We start from the raw sequence: 17,595 nt of genomic DNA, 5'->3' as shown, positions 1-17,595 counted from the left end.
ATAAATCAATGAAGACTATTTGTTTATATTTCGAAATACACCAAATCATCCACCTCAAGCGTTACCGCTTCTTTGATATTGGTACGGATCATTATTACTACGACGACTTCGAGAACGAACGTAGCATCGCCGACATTGCCGAGCGCTCGTATATGCCGGCACTCAACACCCTACAAGAGATGATCCAGCCAACGGCAAGTATTTCAAGGTTGCCTTTTCACTCTCGGGCGTTGGCATAGAGCAACTGGAAATGCACGCACCCCAGGTCTTAGAGAAATTACAACAACTCAACGAGACGGGTTGTGTAGAGTTTCTGGCCGAGCCTTATTCTCACGGCTTGTCTTCACTCACCAATGAGGACTGTTTCTCGCGCGACGTCAAGAAGCAGTGCGAGAAGATGAAAGAGTATTTCGGCCAGACACCAAAGGTGTTACGTAACTCCTCGCTCATTTACAGCGATGATATCGGTCTGCAAGCTGCTCGAATGGGATTCAAGGGCATGCTGACCGAGGGAGCCAAGCACGTGCTGGGTTGGAAGTCACCCCATTATATATACAACTGCGCCCTCGCCCCACATCTCAAACTGCTATTACGCGACGTCAACCTCAGTGACGACATCTCGCTGCGATTCAACAATAGCGAGTGGCCCGGTTATCCACTATTTGCCGACAATTACATCAACCAGATCGCCGCACTGCCCAACGAAGAGCAAGTGATCAACATCTTTATGGAGTTATCGGCATTAGGCATCGCACAACCCTTGTCGAGCAATATCCTCGAATTTATCAAAGCACTCCCCGTCTGTGCCAAAAATAAAGGCATCACATTCTCCACCCCCACCGAACTCTGTCTGAAAATGAAGAGCGTAGGAACGCTCGACGTACCCGACACACTCTCCTGGACAGACGAAGAGCGCGACGTGAGCAGCTGGCTGGGCAATCCCATGCAGCGCGAAGCCTTCAACAAATTATACAGCGTGGCCGACCGTGTACGCATTGCCAATGATCCCCGCATCAACGTGGATTGGGACTACTTGCAGGCTTCCAACAACTTCCGTTTCATGACTACGAAATCCTCCAACGTCGGCATAGACCGCGGTATATACAGCAGTCCGTTTGACGCGTTTACCAATTATATGAACATACTCGGCGACTTCATCACGCGCGTCAACAGCCTTTATCCCGAAGAGATTGACAACGACGAACTCAACAGCCTTCTCACCACCATCAAGAATCAAGACACCGAGATCGAGATAAAGGAGAAAGAGATCATCCGCTTGCAAACCAAGATCGAGAAGATGCAGGCGGCCGAGAAAAAAGTGAAGGCTAAGATCGATAAGGCAAAGACGCCTGCCAAGAAAAAGGTTTCGGTCAAGCAGACGACCGAAGCCGCCCCTGAAACAACTCCTCCTGAGAAGGTCTGATTGATCATTCTTCAAAAGTCCGAGGGATATGCAGCACAATGGCATATCCCTCTTTTTTCGCCCTTTCTTGAAAGGTGCACAAGCACCGTGACATTCCGTCACTTGCTATCCCCTGTTTGTGTCAAACGAGAACTATACGAGTAGACGACGACTCCCCTGGGACTTGTCAGGCAGAAGTCCTATACTTCTCACCGACGAGTATAGCCCAAGAAGAATGAAACACTTGCCAGTATCTCCTATGACGTAAGCTGGGAGTAGATGTGATTAGCCCGACGTTGCAACCAAACCTTCATGTGCTGAGATATGACCATATAGTCGTCGGTCTTGTTCCATCTCGTGTTATTGTGTAGGAACGATGACCGCACATACCGTATATATTCATCGCAGAAAATGAGCAACTCCTGCAAATGATGCTCCATGAATTCTTTCCATACACGATAATAAGCCTCGCGCACGGCCTTGTCCTTGAAACGGAGATCCCTCATAAACTGCTGGTGCTCATAGTTCGGGAGTGCAGGGTGCCAAAAGTCGGCTTTGGGATCCGACGTACCGTAATTACGGTTGGTTTCATAGCCGAGCGTCCAATCCAAGTCCCACACTGGTCCGAAGATGTATTTACCATCGGGCGAGGTGAAATCTTCTTTATAAAGATAGGTGCTTTTAGGGTGCATAAGCTCATAGTTACAGAGCAATTCGTTGACCATCAGATAACGGGCAAGCTGGTCTACATCCACGAGATGGGCAATGCTTTCGCCGTTTTTCAAGGTGGAGCAGAGACGATCGAAATCGGTTCGGATAAGGTCAACCATCTGGGGAGATTTGTCTTTGCTATCCTTGATGTTGACGGGCAGATCATAAAAAGAAGAACGGAATTTGAGTTCTTCGTCGTAATAGGTATCCAACTCCAACAGAGCGGCTTTTGACTTATCTTTGAGCTTCACACTGTTGTCGGATAATCCCACCTTCTCGGTAAGCGTATAACTCCCGCGATATTCCCCGTTGATGTAAAGCTCCACGGGTATGATGTGATTGGGGGCAACCGTTTGCACCAAGGAGGCAAGCTTCATCCCTACGGCATTTGCATCATTGATCTTGGTTGTTTGTTGGCAAGCAACACCCAATTCTTGCCACGAGCCAATCCAAACGGCGCTACGGCTTTACTGAATTTCAGGCAATAAGGGTTCTTGTCATATGGGTTTGCAGCGTTCCAGCTGCTGTTGCCTCGTCCCTTGATCTGCACAGGCTCTGCCATATCAAATTTGCTACCTATCCCGCTGATCTTGAACAGTGCATTGAGATAAGTCGTTTTATCGGTTACAAATGCACCGCCATCGATATTGATATCGATGCGGGGAATGCTGACATGAGCTTCAAGATCTGTGATGTCTAACTGGGACTTAACATCATAGTAAGTATTGGGTTGATAGTCAAACGATTGCAACTTCTTGGTGATGACGCCCTGTGCATGCGTCAAAACGTTTTGGATGTGATATTTGACTGTCAGTTGATGCGTTCCGGGCGCAATCACCATAAAAGCTCCGTTCTCTCGTAGAGCCGGCGCAGCGTTTTTCAAGGGAAGACCGTTGTCATCATCCCCCTGCCCTTTGGTCGTGAGCATGATGGTTCGCTTGTCTCCGACACCTTTGAGTTTCTCATCGACGGGATCAAGCCAGTAAGTGCCGGCGATGTTATCGTCGGAAGTCACTTCGATAGCCGTGATATAAGTGCTGACACGATTATACTTCGCGTAAGGTTGAAAGCAGAGGTAGGCCGCCTTGTGATTGATCCTGAATTCGAGTTGTCCGCTGGCATTTCTTGTGGTAATCCCCATTCCACAGTCTCCGGCATCCCCAAAATGCTTGGTGGTGTAAGGAATGCTCTGCACCTGTTTGTCGGCAATCGTCACCTGATTATCATGCCCTTTGGTCCCGGGATAATAGACCACATAGCCGTCGGTGGCATAAGTGCCGGGCATCATAAAGGTAAATAGAGGATTCTTGTTGGTAACGGTGTTACTGCTGGTTTGGAAAGTGCCACTATCATCTCTCACATAAATGCGGTCGCCAGCATCCCAGAAGAAACGGCCACTTGCATAGTCAAAGGATGTCCGCGTGCCACTATCGCTCCCATTCCCTCGGGCAACGAAGACGGTTAGGCGCGTCTTTTTGTTATGATCTGCCGATGCTTTGTCCGCACTGTGCGCCATATCATCACTCGAACAGCTTGCTGTGAATGTCAGTAGGCCCGATATGACAACCAGCGAAAAAATATTTATCTTCATTGCTTGTTATTGGATTTTGCAGATGGTTTCCTCAGCTCTTTTATTTATGATTTTTATACTAAAAATACAATTATGCGTGCAAAGTTACTGAATATTACCCAATTAAGCGTCCTCGATCTTAACATTTTTAAGATTTGGATCCCTCCAAGATGCACCAATAGAAGGATGTGGCTGCATTTAACCGGATTTCCTTTCTCAAAAAAGAAGCCTCTTTTTGCTACTATTATCCCATTTTCTCTCCCTAAATACGCCCTAATAGAAACTTTCTCTCATCCTGTGTAGGGACACAGAAAGATTTTTTGGAAAAAAGCGCTTAAAATATTTGGTGGTAAGAAAAAATACCTTAACTTTGCAAGTGTTATCCTGAAGACAATCTTTTTACCTTAAAGGAGGACTAATACCTATTGAAGATTTGGAGCGATCGCCTGTGAAGGTCATCGCTTTTCTTGTGCATAAGAGTGCGTTAATCTCTCTTAAAATCTGAAAAGGTATTCTCACAGATCCTCTGCTCTCTCATTTTTTATTATTACTTTTGCATCCGATTTAGTCCGTTAAGGCTTAAAAAGTATCGGCACAGCGTCGTTCGCCTTGCGGAGAAACCGTTTAATCAAATAAAATGTACGCAATTGTAGAAATTAACGGTCAGCAGTTTAAGGTTGAGCAAGGCAAAAAGCTCTTTGTCCATCACATCAAGGATGTGGAAGCCGGCAAAACTGTTGAGTTTGACAAAGTGCTTCTTGTTGACAATGAAGGAGCAGTGACTGTCGGAGCACCCACTGTTGATGGTGCCAAAGTAGTAGTAGAAGTTGTGAATCCACTTGTAAAGGGTGACAAAGTCATCGTTTTCAAGATGAAGCGCAGAAAAGATTCTCGTAAGAAGAACGGCCATCGCGCACAGTTCACAGAAGTAGAAGTTAAACAAGTAATCGCTTAAAGTAAAGGAGGACAATCAGAATGGCACATAAGAAAGGTGTTGGTAGTTCGAAGAACGGTCGCGAATCCGCTTCACAGAGATTAGGCGTTAAGATTTGGGGCGGCCAGAAAGTGATTGCCGGTAACATCATTATTCGCCAGCGTGGCACGAAGCATAATCCCGGCAAGAATGTCGGTATCGGTAAGGACGATACGCTCTATGCACTGACCGACGGCGTGGTTAATTTCCACAGAGGTCGTCACGACAAGAGCGTGGTATCGGTTATACCCGAGGCTGAGGCTTAGTCAATAATAACAACTTATTCCAAACAAATAGCATAATGTGCAACTCTCTACATGAAAGTTGGCACATTTACTTTTCTATCATGTCCCGAATAGTGGACAAATATCATTTCCCGATGCAGAAATTCTTGAAAATAGAATTCAAAACTTCATCCGTAGTGATAACACCCCCGGTAATATTAGCAAGATAGGTAAGAACCTGACGAAGATCTTCGCTGAGAAGATCGCCACTAACATCCTGCTCCAAGCTATCAATGACACGAACAAGTGCGTCATGAGCATGTGTAAGCGCATCGTAGTGACGGGCACTGGTGACGACAACATCATTCTCATTGAATTCAGGAATATCTGCTGCCTGACACAGCGCCTCTTCCAGTTGCGCAACACCATCACCTTGCTTGGCTGAAAGGAGAAGAATGTCCTGTGGCAAAGATGGTGTAACACGTGGCAAATCAACTTTATTGAATACTTTGATGAGTTTCTTACCAGCCGTGCGAACTTTCATCTGATCATATTCTTCTGTGGTCGGCGGTTCATCAAAGAGCCAAAGAATAATGGTAGCTTCATCCAATTTCCGATAAGTGCGCTCAATACCCAACTGCTCGATTCGGTCGACAGTGTGACGAATACCGGCAGTGTCGATAAAGCGAAATGTGATGCCACGAATATCAACAGTATCTTCGATCACATCGCGTGTAGTACCATGGATATCGCTCACAATGGCACGTTCTTCATGAAGTAGCCGATTGAGCAGCGTACTTTTTCCGACATTGGTCTTGCCGACAATAGCCACAGGAACTCCTTTCTTCAAAGCATTCCCAGCTTCGAAAGAGTGAGCCAACGATACGATGCGACGATCAATTGTGAGTGCCAATTCCAACAACTCGTGCCGATCGGCAAAGTTAACGTCTTGATCACTGAAATCCAATTCCAATTCAAGAAGTGAAGTCATCTTCAACAACTGTTCGCGAAGACGCGCCAATTCTTCACTGAAATGTCCTTTGAGTTGTCCTAATGCCAAACGATGTGTAGCACGATTACCGGCAGCAATTAAGTCGGCCACAGCTTCGGCCTGGCTCAGATCCATCTTACCGTTGAGATAGGCCCGCTGCGTATATTCACCAGGCTGAGCCTGTCGGCATCCTCGATCGATTAGCGTCTGCAACACTTGGCGCAAAATATATCGACTGCCATGGCAACTGATTTCTGTGCTGTCTTCACCCGTATAAGAATGAGGTGCACGAAAGACCGAAACCAAGACCTCGTCGATAACTTCACTCGTCTTGTCAATGATTTCACCATAATGAATGGTATAACCCTCGGCTTTGCATAAAGACTTTCCACCGGCAGGACGAAAAACAATATCGGTCAACGCTATTGCATTCTGCCCTGAGACACGTATGATTCCAATTGCTCCACCCGCAGATGTGGCAAGCGCACAAATCGTGTCGCCCATCATATTCTTTCCAAAACTGTTTCTATCAAGTTATCGATGCTATTCTTATAATTCGTGTTTGCTCCCTTAGCCAATCGATTGGCAATCACCATGCAGCAAGTCATTGCCTTGTGCCCCATCAATCGTGCAAGACCAGCAAGGGCCGAACTTTCCATCTCGAAGTTGGTGATACGATGACCATTGTATTCAAAGTTTTCTACTTTCTCATTCTGCTTCGGATCAGCGAGCGGTATACGCAATTCTCGACCTTGCGGACCGAAAAAGCCGCCACATGCAATGGTCACGCCGCGCACCATATCCTTACCGGCAATACGATCGAGAAGCTCAGTGTCGGCATCGATCACATAGGGAGCACAGAGTTGCGGATTCCAATCCATATATGTCGTGAATGCTTTCTCAAAAGCCAAATCGCAAACATCATTTCGACCAGCATAGAAGTTAAGCAGACCATCAAAACCGATGCTCTTCTCGCTGGCTATGAATGTGCCCACAGGTGTATTGGGCTGCAAACCACCACAAGTCCCGATGCGCACAAGCGTCAACTGCCGTAACTGGTCACGCTCTTCACGAGTGTGGAAATCAATATTGGCGAGCGCATCCAATTCATTAACCACAATATCGATATTGTCACATCCAATACCCGTGCTTTGAACAGTGATGCGTTTGCCATGGTATGTACCCGTGACAGACATAAACTCTCGATTACTCACTTCGCATTCCCTTGTTTCAAAATGCGCGGCAACCATCGCCACTCGTCCCGGATCACCCACGAGAATCACCTTATCGGCCAACTGTTCTGGCTTGAGATGCAAATGAAAGATACTTCCATCTCCATTGATAATCAGTTCCGATTCGGCAAAATACTTCTTCATAATCTTTATTCTTTAATTCGTTCGACAATATTCATATATCAACGATCCACACCCAACGCCTTATTTTCGGCATTGCGCACTTCCTTTTCCAAGCGTGCAATATCAATCCGCTGTTGTTCTATCACTCGTTCACGCCGCAATAGCTCTTCACGCATCTCACGTCGTGCGCTTGCCGAAGCATTATGGTATTCCGTTCGTCGTTGCTCCAGCATATTCTCATGATCGGCCAACGATTTATGTTGCGCTTCCAAACGGACATACATCTCTCGTGCCGATGTCGAACGAAAATCAGTCAACCGATGATACGTCACGTCATCATTCACGACAAAAGAGAAATCTTGCTGCATCTGTTTCCGAGAAGACCGCTTGATCATCTGTTGCAAGCGTTCCATTGCCCGATTTCGATTGCCGAATCGCCATGTATCTTTGATTCGTTCAAGTCGGGCATAGCGCTCCAATGCTGCTCCCGTGATACCTTCTTCTGTTCCCAAACTCACCCGTGGCGAAACGGGAACAAATGTATAAATGCACACTTTATCTTCGGGCTGATAGCGATCGCTGACAAGCCACCCCAGCGAATCCAACTCATCAATAGCCAACAAGTAGTCATTGGCTGTGGAATTAAAAGGCAATCCATAATTCTCGGGCTTATAAAAACGATCAGACTCGCTGTCAAAAAGCGTCATAAAAATATCATATCCTCCGATGCTATTGGCTCCTTTCGCCGCGAAATAGAGTGTGATGCCATCGGCCATCATAAAAGGATAATCCGGTTCTACAAATTCGTCGCCGATACCTTCAATCACTTGTGGCGATGCCCATTGCTCCCCGATCCTATCTTTTGTCATCAATCGCCCGCCATCGGAATAATAACAACGATTGCGGAATTCATTTTGAAACACCGCTCCATCTTGCATTCGATCCGTATTGAAGAATTGTTCATACGTCATCAGCGATCCCGACTCGGCGTTGAGCGGTACATGACGTAAGAAATCACTCTTGTCAACCACCGTACTATCGATAAACATCACCCGCGCTGTGGCTGACAGCATACTCTGATATAGTTTTTGCGCAGGTGTTTCTTCCGTCACTACAACGGTTTTCACACGTTTTGGCGTACGCCCTTTCGACTTCTGTGCGAATGCGGCGATGTGAATCGCCAACAGTAAGCCCATTGTTAGAATATAGTGTTTCCTCATTTATGATTTCGTTTGGCTAAACAAAGGTAGCAAATATGAATCTAAGCATTCCTTTGTCTGCACCAATATTTATATTTTTTTAGAGTGAACGAATCTCTCAACCATCAATTCTCAACGCTCAATTATCAACTATTCTTCGCCCCAATCGGGATTATCGTCAAAGAGACGAACGGCTTCCGACAGTTCATCATTGTCAAACCACTGAGACAATTTGGTCTTGGCCTTGCTTTTTACATCATCAGAAACCTCGCCCCAAATCTTGCGAAGAACGTAGATCAAGACGGCTAAATCATCACCGAGACCGGCTATGGGGATTGCATCGGGGATAACATCCAAAGGACTGATCAAATAACCCAATGCGCCGATAATGATGGCTTTGTCTTTGATCGACACCCGATCGCTTTCCAATGTATAATAAAGGATCAGGGCGGCATACACCAATTTAACGCCTGCTCGTTTGGCAATGCGAGATATTTTTTCAACAAATCCACTCTGAGTGAACCTATCTTTATATTTCATAAAGTCGGGAAGCTGTGTCAAATCCATTTTTTGTCCTTTCAATATTTCAACACATCGGCAATATACCGTTCAATTTTCTCATTGCGAATCTTGCTAAGGCGCTTTTTAATCGATAAATCTGTAAACAATCGAACAAGCAAAGCAAATACCAGTCCGACACCTACGCCCAAGAGCAAAGACCATCTGCCGCCGGGCATATAGCGGTCGGGAAAAGCAGAAAGAATCAACACCGGAATAATGATACAGATACCTAAAACGGTGTATTGGCTCTTTTCTGTTCCGCGACTATCAAAGATGGCCTGTTTGTCAAAGAGATAATCGTCCAGCTCCCGACGCGTAATTCCATAATCGGCCATGGCGGGAAAGCCGGTATCTTCTGTGTGGTCGGCAATCTTGTCAGTCACCATGTGTTCATAATCCATGATTCTCGGTTCCATATTTCATTCCTTTTTGTTACAAATCCTGCACTTTGATCATCCGCAACTGACCAAAATATTGTTCGCGAGATTGCATCACCTGTCGCCAGGCGACGCTGTCCAAATGCAGATGCAAGTCTAAATCGAGTCGCCAACTGCCTGTCGCTTCCAATCGATCGACCAACACGCCTACGGTGATTCGCTCCAAATCCTCGGCCGGTTGATAAAGCACCTCATCATCAGAACGTTTCCCGCCGATGCTTTCACTCAGCAAATGAATCTTCACCATGTCATGAAGCAGATCGGTGGTGACGCGAATCGGAATGCCGGTTTCCAGTTTCAGTTCGAGCGCCGAATAAGGTTTGCGTCCCTCAGCAAATCGTTTGCAGATCTTGTTTAGCAACAGTGCGCTCATCATCAGGCGATAACGATGACTGATATCATCGGTCTTGGCCAAGAAAGCGAATGTTTCCAGATTCTGATTGGTATAACTCAGTTCGGCACCGAACAAACAAATGGTCCACGATATCTGCACCCAAAGCATGAAAAGAGGCAATGCGGCAAACGAACCGTACACGGCATTATAGCTCGAAAGAAACAACTGGCAATGCACATAGAACAGTTGCAGCAATTGCATAGCCACACCTGCCAGAATACCTGGTATGATTGTATAACCGATTTTGACCTTGGTGTTGGGCATGAAGACATAAAGCGCAATAAAAACGGCCGACATAATGACATAAGGCATGATGTCGATGCTCAAGCGCATCATCGGTCCGAGCAACAAATATTCATGTGTCTGCTTGACCACTGCCGTGAGAAACACCGACACACCGGAGATCAATATGATGATGATGGGCAGCATAAAAAACATCGCCAAATAGTCGGTCACGGTGCGGACAAGACTCCGTTCGCGCTCCACCTGCCAAATATTGTTGAACGTTTGTTCGATGTTTCGAGTGAGCATCAGCACTGTCCACAACATAAAAACGAGTCCGATACCCAAAATCACACCGCTATGCGTGTGCACCAAATAAGAGTTTACGAAGCGGATAATCGTGTCGGCAGCCTGAGGCTGACTCGACAATGCACTGCGAAACCAATCTTCTATATATTTAGAAAAGCCGAAACCGCGCGCGATCGCAAACACAACCGCCGAGATGGGAACGATGGCCAAGAGCGTGGAATAAGTCAGGGCCGCGGCCGACTCGAATACGCCTTTCGTGGTGAAAAATCTCACTGCCAGCAGCAATTTCTTCAAAGCACTCACTGCGACGTTGTAAGGCGGCGGCACATCTGCCGGTGTCAGCCGCCAAATGTCTACCTTCATAAATTGTATGATGCGTTGAAGTCTTTTGCTCATCGATTTCATTTTCAAAGGGTTTATGCGTTCATCGCAACCGCACCACAGACGACATGAAAAAGCGAAAGCAGCGCCTCTATAAGCCGGGTTCTGTTTCCCGATGTCTTTTCAGCCATCGGAATGCCTGCCATTTATCTAATCTGTGAGTCGCCCCACAGCTTGAGCGTTCCACCCTCCGCCGCTCTTATCGAAACGGGCGGGCAACCCGCATGCGACGGTTTACGCGAACTTGCAGCCTCCGGCGGGCACAACCAGATGATCACCCATCTGTTGGTGGTCTCTTACACCGCCTTCTCACCCTTACCATTCATGCGAATGGCGGTTGTTTTCTTCTGCCTGAGCCTACTGTTGCCAATAGCTTCTATTTTCGGAAGCGGAGTGCCCTGTGCTGCCCGGACTTTCCTCCCGTGAAGTAAAATTCAACCGGCGGCAGAGCCGAGACACTGCTTTCAATGTGCAAAGATAGGTAATTTTATCGACAAATGACGCCCAATCGAGATTATTTTTCAATCGGTCGCAATACGCTGATAGTCAAATAGATTCGCAAAATACAACCAAATGCTGCGCAATTAGCCGTTAGTTGCATACTGATTAACCGTTAATGACCGTGCATGTAAGCATTAATTGACGTGCCATTGACGCTTACTTGCAAAGTCATTCACAATGAAGAAACAAATAGCTGATATACAACGAATTATAAGCAATATTAAAAGCAAGGTAGGCCAACATCTGACCAACCTGTCGCCAACCACTATTAAACGAATGTAAAAAGCCTCATCTGGCTTCATTAAGAGCCGTTAATATGTTAAATTCGACTGTTAAAATGGGATAAAGAAGCAAGACAGATTGGCAGGAATCCGTTTTTTGACCTTATATTTGCAGGCATTGCAAACAAGGGTTCAAGCCCGATCATCGTTTCAAAACGATCAGAAAGAATGTTTAAACAAAATAAGAAGACAATGAAGAAGTATTCCAAGTATTTGCTCACGGCCATGTGTGTCATTGCCGTTGCATTCTCGACGGGGGCTTTTATCAAAGCCAACGCCGCAGCAGCCACCGTTCCTGCGGGGCAACCTGTTGATTTGACGTATGCCGCAGAGAAAGCACTGCCCAGTGTAGTCCACATATTGAACACGCGCAACAGCAAAGTGCAGACGGTCGATGTGCAGTCGGATCCGTTCAGCGACTTCTTTGGTGATCCGTTCGGATTCTTCGGAAATCCGGGGCAAGGCAATGGAGGTACGCAGAAAAGACAGGTTCGCACGCCGAAGCAACAAGGTTCAGGGTCGGGCGTGATCATCTCGGCAGACGGCTACATCGTCACTAACAACCACGTGGTTGAGGGCGCCGACGAACTCACTGTGACAACAAACGACAACAAAGAATATTCTGCTCGCATCATCGGAACAGACAAAACCACCGATCTCGCACTGATCAAGATCGAGGGAAAGAGCTTCCCCGCGATTGTAATCGGCAACAGCGACAATCTGAAAGTGGGCGAATGGGTGCTCGCCATAGGTAATCCTTTCAATCTGACCAATACAGTCACGGCTGGTATTGTGAGTGCCAAAGCCCGCACCTTGTATGCCAACGGCGTGGAATCATTCATCCAGACCGATGCCGCCATCAATCGCGGTAATTCCGGCGGAGCACTGGTCAACACGCGCGGCGAACTCATCGGCATCAATGCTATGCTCTATTCGGAGACCGGTTCGTATAGCGGCTACGGTTTTGCAATCCCCACTGCTATTATGAATAAGGTGGTGGCTGATCTCAGAACTTACGGAACAGTTCAGCGAGCCTTTATCGGTATTCAGGGCGGCGATGTGAAAACCTATATCGACGATCAAAAGAATCAAGGCAAAGAGATTGATCTCGGCACGATGGAAGGTGTTTATGTGGCAAAGGTTTCGGAAGAGAGTGGTGCACAAGCAGCTGGTATCAAGGAGGGAGATGTCATAGTTTCCGTTGATGGAAAGAAGATCACCAAGTTCGGTGAACTGTCTGCTATTCTCGCCAACAAACGTCCGGGTGATAAGATTACGCTGACTTATCTTCACAATAAAGTTAAGAAGACGGCTACGATCACGCTGAAAAACGAACAAGGCAATACGAATATCGTCAAGAAAGCAGACTTAGACGTGCTCGGCGGCAATTTCCGCGAAGTGCCAGAAGCCTTAAAGAAACAGCTCAATATCAGTTTCGGGCTCGAAGTTATCAAGGTAAACAACGGCAAATTGAAAGATGCCGGCATCAATAAAGGTTTCATTATTCAGAAAGTCAACGATACACCGGTGAAGTCGATCGACGCTATGCAGCAACTGGTGAAAGATGCCTCGACAAGCAAAGATCCCGTTCTCTACATCCAAGGAATTTATCCCACGGGTAAGAAAGGTTATTTCGCTGTTCCGCTCGAATAATCAATGAGAGGTTGAGAACAGCAGGGGCTCGGTGTGATTCACTTGCTCACAACAAGCAAAGAGAGTCAACCGAGTCCCTGATTTGTTTCAAACGGGCGTATAATTAAGTCAAATCAGGCTTGTTTTGTCAAATAAACTGCAAAATATTTGCGAAGCTGCGGGAAATCGATTAAATTTGCATCACGCATAAAGAGATTGAACTTAATGAGACAACTGAAAATCACGAAATCAATAACTAATCGAGAGAATGCCTCACTCGACAAGTATCTTCAAGAGATAGGTCATGAAGAACTCATCTCTATCGAGGAAGAAGTGGAATTGGCCCAACGCATCAAAAAAGGCGATAAAAAAGCTCTCGAACGATTGACCAAAGCCAATCTGCGATTCGTGGTGTCTGTTGCCAAGCAATATCAGAACCAAGGTTTGAGTCTGTCCGATCTCATCAACGAGGGTAACTTAGGACTGATCAAGGCCGCAGAAAAATTTGATGAGACACGTGGATTTAAGTTCATATCTTATGCTGTGTGGTGGATTAGGCAGAGTATATTGCAAGCCATCGCCGAACAAAGCCGCATCGTGCGAATCCCGTTGAATCAAGTGGGATCAGTGAATAAGATCAACCGCATATTAAATAAATTTGAACAGGAAAACGAGCGACGCCCAAGCATCGACGAAATAGCCGACAAAGTGGATTTGTCCGAAGAAAAAATCGTGGACGCCATGAAGGCTCCGAGCAAACATATCTCTGTGGATGCCCCATTCATCGACGGCGAAGATCATAGCCTTTTGGATATTTTGCCCAACGCCGATGCACCGATGGCCGACCGAGAGCTGGTGTTGGAATCACTCCGCGATGAGATTTCGCACGCATTGCTGGCTTTGAATGAACGCGAGCGGAACATTATCGAAGGTTTTTTCGGTATTAACCAACCAGAAATGACACTTGAAGAAATCGGCGACAAATATGGACTCTCGCGCGAACGAGTGCGACAAATCAAGGAGAAGGCGCTTCGCCGACTCAGAAAGAATACGAAGAATAAGATGCTGAAGTCCTATCTCGGGCTATAAAGTCAGCTTCCAGATTGATATAATTAAGGTAAAATGAGATTGAACAAACTTTTTCGGATAGCATTCTTTGCTTGTGCTTTGCTGGCATTCTCAAGCGCTTCCGCTAAGAACAAACGCACATTGGTTTATGCTTACGGACTATCGGCGTCCTTTAATGATTCTACGGTCTACTTTACAGACATTCAACCCATTGATGCTGCATATATAAGCGATAAGTCGCACTTTCTTTACGGCAGAGAGAATTATGCCAATCAGCTACGCGACTATCTGTCGAATAAAGGCATGCAACATCGCACTTGCATCATCGTTTACAAAGAAAAGCGTAGCGATGTGGAGAAAAAATTTCTCGCAATGCGCAAGAGATATACAGACAAAGGTAATTTCAACGTGAAGTATATCAAACTTTCCGACTTTCGATTCCAAGCCGTCAGTCCCACGGATGACGACAATACGGAGGCTGTTTTGAGTAAGTAAGACATGAGAATGAGCGCAGGAAGCACAACGAGGAATGGCAAATAACAGCATCAATCATTATTGCATAGCAGACTTATACATCCGCGTTATCTTTCAAGATACCGCTATCGACAATGTAAATTTACTCCCTTCTTTCGAGCCTTTTAGGTATTCGGGCGAGCCAAAAGATCTGTTTTTTCAACTTGTTATCAACGACACGCTGACCGAAGTGCCCGAAGAGCGCCGCAAAAGAATTAGAGCTTTCGAAACAGGTAATGGTGACACGATTGTCGACCGACTCGATAACGGCGGTTATCAATATATCATCAAGAGTCTCGACGGGCAGACATGCTGTTTGTTACAGACGGATAAAGATTTCTCAAACTGCGTGTGCAGACTCCAAGGCGATTATAATATGCGTTACTTCGGATTGCAAAATGCATTGATGATGATATTCTCCTTCGGGGGAAGTCGGTATGAAACACTGCTGATTCATGCCTCACTTGTCCGGCAAAACGGCTATGGATACGCATTCAATGCTAAGAGCGGAACAGGCAAAAGCACGCACGTCAGTCTGTGGCTTCGATACATACCAGGATGCGATTTGATGAACGACGACAATCCGATCATCCGTATAATCGACGGCAAACCTTATATTTACGGTAGCCCATGGAGTGGAAAAACACCCTGTTATCGCAACGTCAAAGCACGGTTGGGTGCCATTACGCGAATCGATCGAGCGCCGGCAAACAGCATAGACAAGCTTTCACCCATTGAGGCTTTCACCTCATTGCTCCCTTCCTGTTCGTCAATGAAATGGGATTCAGACATATACAACAAAGCGTGCGACACCATCACGCGAATCGTCGAGACCACAGGTATTTACACATTACATTGCTTACCCAACCAAGAAGCCGCCATCTTATGCAACAAGACCATAGCGAAGTGAAAGAGATCAAGTTCTCCAATGCCGAACTTCTGCCCGAAGTGGTCCGACTCATGGACGAAGGACACACCGTCACCATCAACCTGCGAGGATTCAGCATGCGCCCATTCTTAGAGAATGATCGCGATAAAGCCTTGCTCACCAAAGCCAAAGAAATTCATAAAGGCGATGTCGTCTTAGCCGAAACTGCTCCGAAACACTATGTACTCCACCGAATCATCAACATAGACGGCGACCATATCACGCTCCGAGGAGATGGAAACCTCCTCGAAGAGCATTGCCGACGCGAGGACGTGAAAGGCTTTGCCATCGGCTTCTACCGCAAAGGGAGAAAGACAATCGACAAGACCAACAGCTTCAAGTGGCTACTTTATTCCCGGCTATGGACGTCCCTTTACCCCATCCGGCGCTACCTCTTGGCAGCTTACCGGCATATTTGGCTCAGATTTTTCAAACCCATTTAAAATATGAAAGCAAAAAAAGGATTCAACCTCCGCACCATCTGCGGCAGACAGATTATCGTTGCCGAAGGCGAAGAGAACATCGATTTCAGCAATATCATCACCATGAACGAAACGTCGGCATTCCTCTGGAAACAGATCGGCAACAAAGAGTTCACCACCGACGACCTCGTCAGGCTTCTCACCACCCACTATGAAGTCAGCGAAGAAGAGGCTCGCAAAGATGTGACAGAACTCATCGAGCAATTCCTCAAAATCGGAATCATCGAAGCATAAACCCCAAGCCCGCACTCCAATAAGTGTTAAAAGAAATAACTTTCAAGCCAATCATGCATCGATACAAACTATTTTAACTATCTTTGCAACCGCAATACGGGTGAGTCTTGCACGGCCAGCTCCCTTCGAATCCTCCAGGACGGGAACGTAGCAAAGGTAGTTGGTTGTAGCGGCGCGATGTAAGTAGCTCACCCACCCCCGCCTCTTTAGCTCAGTTGGCCAGAGCACGTGATTTGTAATCTCGGGGTCGTTGGTTCGAATCCGACAAGAGGCTCACAAAAGCAGATGTATCAAAACACAATGCAGTTGTTATCACCCTTTCACCTTTAATTATCTCCTCTTATTTCATGAATCAAAAAATGACGGATTGCCCAAACAATCCGTCATTTCTCATAAATCCATTACGCTACGCGTTTCGATTCTTCGTCTCGTTCACTCTTTCACTTCTTTCAGCGCGTCTTTCTCGCGTACGACCCACAGCGTACGTTTCGGATCGGTGCTGTAAGCCAGCTCATAGAGCTTGCTCTTGCCAGTCCCTTTGGTTTTGCCGGTAAAGAAGAGGACATTGGGAGCGATGCCGTTTACTTCCTCGAATTTGCGGATCAGCGGCTCGAGTTCTTTGCGCAATTCTTCGGCTTGTTTGTCGGCGTGTGCCTTGTTGGTAGCCGCGCGACCGGCCAACAGTGTCCGACGGTTATCCACCAAGTTGTTGTATTGTGTGATGAGTGCGGTGATTGGGGCCGACGGCTCCAATTCGTCGAGGGCGTCGATGCGGCGGAGCACGGCGTTGAGGGCTTTGTCGGTGGCGGCGCGCAGCGGTTTGATGTCGAACGAGCCGGCGGGAGCGCCCGACTTCACCCGAGCGTGGAACAGCGTGTCAAATGCTTTGTTGTCGGCATCGAGCAGGTTGACATACACCTGCGCTTGAATCCGCGCCACGTGTGGTGCGAGTGCAGCCGTGCGCAGGTCGGCCACGAGGTTTTTGATCAGTCCCGTCTCCTTGTCGTAATTGCTCGCGGCCACGTCGGGATAGGCCTTCATCACGCGGTCCACGGCTTCGGCGGCGGCCAACACGGCCTTGTCGGCGCTGTTGAGATGCAGTGCCACGAGCAACCGCAATGATTGATAGGATTTGTCGCGCTTGCGATCGGCCTCTTCCAGCGCCTTGGTATCGGCCCCGGCGCGCGGCTGGTTCAGCACCCGATCTTCGTCGGCCACGCAGGCCGT

Annotated in this window: 17 protein-coding genes, 1 tRNA gene, 1 other RNA gene and 1 pseudogene; 10 read left to right on the top strand and 10 right to left on the bottom strand. The window is 47.0% G+C overall.

Annotated elements, in window-relative coordinates; genetic code table 11:
* Positions 1-8 precede the first annotated feature (8 nt).
* Positions 9-1,423 (top strand): annotated as a pseudogene (locus tag JCM12259_RS14080) (glycoside hydrolase family 57 protein).
* 236 nt (positions 1,424-1,659) lie between these two features.
* Here JCM12259_RS14080 and JCM12259_RS17255 read toward each other — a convergent pair.
* Together JCM12259_RS17255 and JCM12259_RS17250 are read right to left on the bottom strand one after the other, a co-directional pair.
* Positions 1,660-2,490 carry a CotH kinase family protein gene (locus JCM12259_RS17255; protein ID WP_234396568.1) on the bottom strand — a complete coding sequence of 277 codons (831 nt, stop codon included), beginning with the start codon at positions 2,488-2,490 and terminating at the stop codon, positions 1,660-1,662.
* 2 nt (positions 2,491-2,492) lie between these two features.
* Positions 2,493-3,704: a hypothetical protein gene (locus JCM12259_RS17250; RefSeq protein ID WP_051559189.1), complete on the bottom strand. Its 1,212-nt coding sequence runs from the start codon at positions 3,702-3,704 to the stop codon at positions 2,493-2,495.
* Positions 3,705-4,320: 616 nt separating this feature from the next.
* Here JCM12259_RS17250 and rplU point away from each other — a divergent pair.
* Entirely contained in the window at positions 4,321-4,638 is a 318-nt protein-coding gene (gene rplU, locus JCM12259_RS05780) for a 50S ribosomal protein L21 (protein ID WP_025065738.1), read from the top strand.
* Positions 4,639-4,658: 20 nt separating this feature from the next.
* Positions 4,659-4,922: a 50S ribosomal protein L27 gene (rpmA, locus tag JCM12259_RS05775; RefSeq protein ID WP_025065737.1), complete on the top strand. Its 264-nt coding sequence runs from the start codon at positions 4,659-4,661 to the stop codon at positions 4,920-4,922.
* A 103-nt stretch (positions 4,923-5,025) separates the two neighbouring features.
* On the opposite strand, the gene mnmE is transcribed toward rpmA, so the two are convergent.
* The 7 genes from mnmE to rnpB form a co-directional block, all read right to left on the bottom strand.
* Complete coding sequence (mnmE, locus tag JCM12259_RS05770; RefSeq protein ID WP_025065736.1) at positions 5,026-6,378, bottom strand: tRNA uridine-5-carboxymethylaminomethyl(34) synthesis GTPase MnmE; 1,353 nt, start codon at positions 6,376-6,378, stop codon at positions 5,026-5,028.
* On the bottom strand, positions 6,375-7,247 hold the full coding sequence (locus tag JCM12259_RS05765; protein ID WP_025065735.1) for a nucleoside phosphorylase: 873 nt from the start codon (positions 7,245-7,247) through the stop codon (positions 6,375-6,377). Before JCM12259_RS05765 ends, mnmE begins: the two co-directional genes overlap by 4 nt.
* A gap of 38 nt (positions 7,248-7,285) precedes the next feature.
* Entirely contained in the window at positions 7,286-8,446 is a 1,161-nt protein-coding gene (locus JCM12259_RS05760) for a hypothetical protein (RefSeq protein WP_025065734.1), read from the bottom strand.
* 129 nt (positions 8,447-8,575) lie between these two features.
* On the bottom strand, positions 8,576-8,992 hold the full coding sequence (locus JCM12259_RS05755) for a YkvA family protein (protein WP_025065733.1): 417 nt from the start codon (positions 8,990-8,992) through the stop codon (positions 8,576-8,578).
* Between the two features lie 11 nt (positions 8,993-9,003).
* Entirely contained in the window at positions 9,004-9,402 is a 399-nt protein-coding gene (locus tag JCM12259_RS14065) for a hypothetical protein (protein WP_036888622.1), read from the bottom strand.
* A 16-nt stretch (positions 9,403-9,418) separates the two neighbouring features.
* Entirely contained in the window at positions 9,419-10,744 is a 1,326-nt protein-coding gene (locus JCM12259_RS05745; protein ID WP_025065732.1) for a YihY/virulence factor BrkB family protein, read from the bottom strand.
* A 63-nt stretch (positions 10,745-10,807) separates the two neighbouring features.
* An RNA gene (gene rnpB / locus JCM12259_RS15800) (RNase P RNA component class A) lies at positions 10,808-11,191 on the bottom strand.
* A gap of 512 nt (positions 11,192-11,703) precedes the next feature.
* Between rnpB and JCM12259_RS05740 the strand changes: the two genes are divergently transcribed.
* The 7 genes from JCM12259_RS05740 (at position 11,704) to JCM12259_RS05710 (ending at position 16,642) form a co-directional block, all read left to right on the top strand.
* A complete protein-coding gene (locus tag JCM12259_RS05740) occupies positions 11,704-13,164 on the top strand; it encodes a Do family serine endopeptidase (protein ID WP_025065731.1) in 1,461 nt (486 codons plus the stop codon).
* A gap of 204 nt (positions 13,165-13,368) precedes the next feature.
* Entirely contained in the window at positions 13,369-14,232 is an 864-nt protein-coding gene (locus JCM12259_RS05735) for a sigma-70 family RNA polymerase sigma factor (RefSeq protein ID WP_025065730.1), read from the top strand.
* A gap of 39 nt (positions 14,233-14,271) precedes the next feature.
* The gene (locus JCM12259_RS05730) at positions 14,272-14,706 is read left to right on the top strand and encodes a hypothetical protein (RefSeq protein WP_234396567.1); all 435 of its coding nucleotides are present in this window, start codon (positions 14,272-14,274) and stop codon (positions 14,704-14,706) included.
* Between the two features lie 34 nt (positions 14,707-14,740).
* Positions 14,741-15,634 carry a hypothetical protein gene (locus JCM12259_RS05725; RefSeq protein ID WP_025065728.1) on the top strand — a complete coding sequence of 298 codons (894 nt, stop codon included), beginning with the start codon at positions 14,741-14,743 and terminating at the stop codon, positions 15,632-15,634.
* On the top strand, positions 15,610-16,095 hold the full coding sequence (locus JCM12259_RS05720; RefSeq protein ID WP_025065727.1) for a S24/S26 family peptidase: 486 nt from the start codon (positions 15,610-15,612) through the stop codon (positions 16,093-16,095). Before JCM12259_RS05725 ends, JCM12259_RS05720 begins: the two co-directional genes overlap by 25 nt.
* A gap of 3 nt (positions 16,096-16,098) precedes the next feature.
* Positions 16,099-16,368, top strand: a complete 270-nt coding sequence (locus JCM12259_RS05715) for a PqqD family protein (protein ID WP_025065726.1) — start codon at positions 16,099-16,101, stop codon at positions 16,366-16,368.
* A gap of 200 nt (positions 16,369-16,568) precedes the next feature.
* Positions 16,569-16,642, top strand: a tRNA-Thr gene (locus JCM12259_RS05710).
* A 158-nt stretch (positions 16,643-16,800) separates the two neighbouring features.
* Here the strand turns inward: JCM12259_RS05710 and JCM12259_RS16715 are convergent.
* Positions 16,801-17,595: DUF6261 family protein (locus JCM12259_RS16715; protein ID WP_036888620.1), on the bottom strand; the 795-nt coding region annotated here is incomplete at its 5' end.

Origin of the sequence: Hoylesella enoeca JCM 12259, from assembly GCF_000613405.1 — a bacterium.
GTDB lineage: Bacteria > Bacteroidota > Bacteroidia > Bacteroidales > Bacteroidaceae > Prevotella > Prevotella enoeca.
Note: the sequence above shows the minus strand (reverse complement) of the source record. Positions and strands in the feature narration are given on the sequence as shown.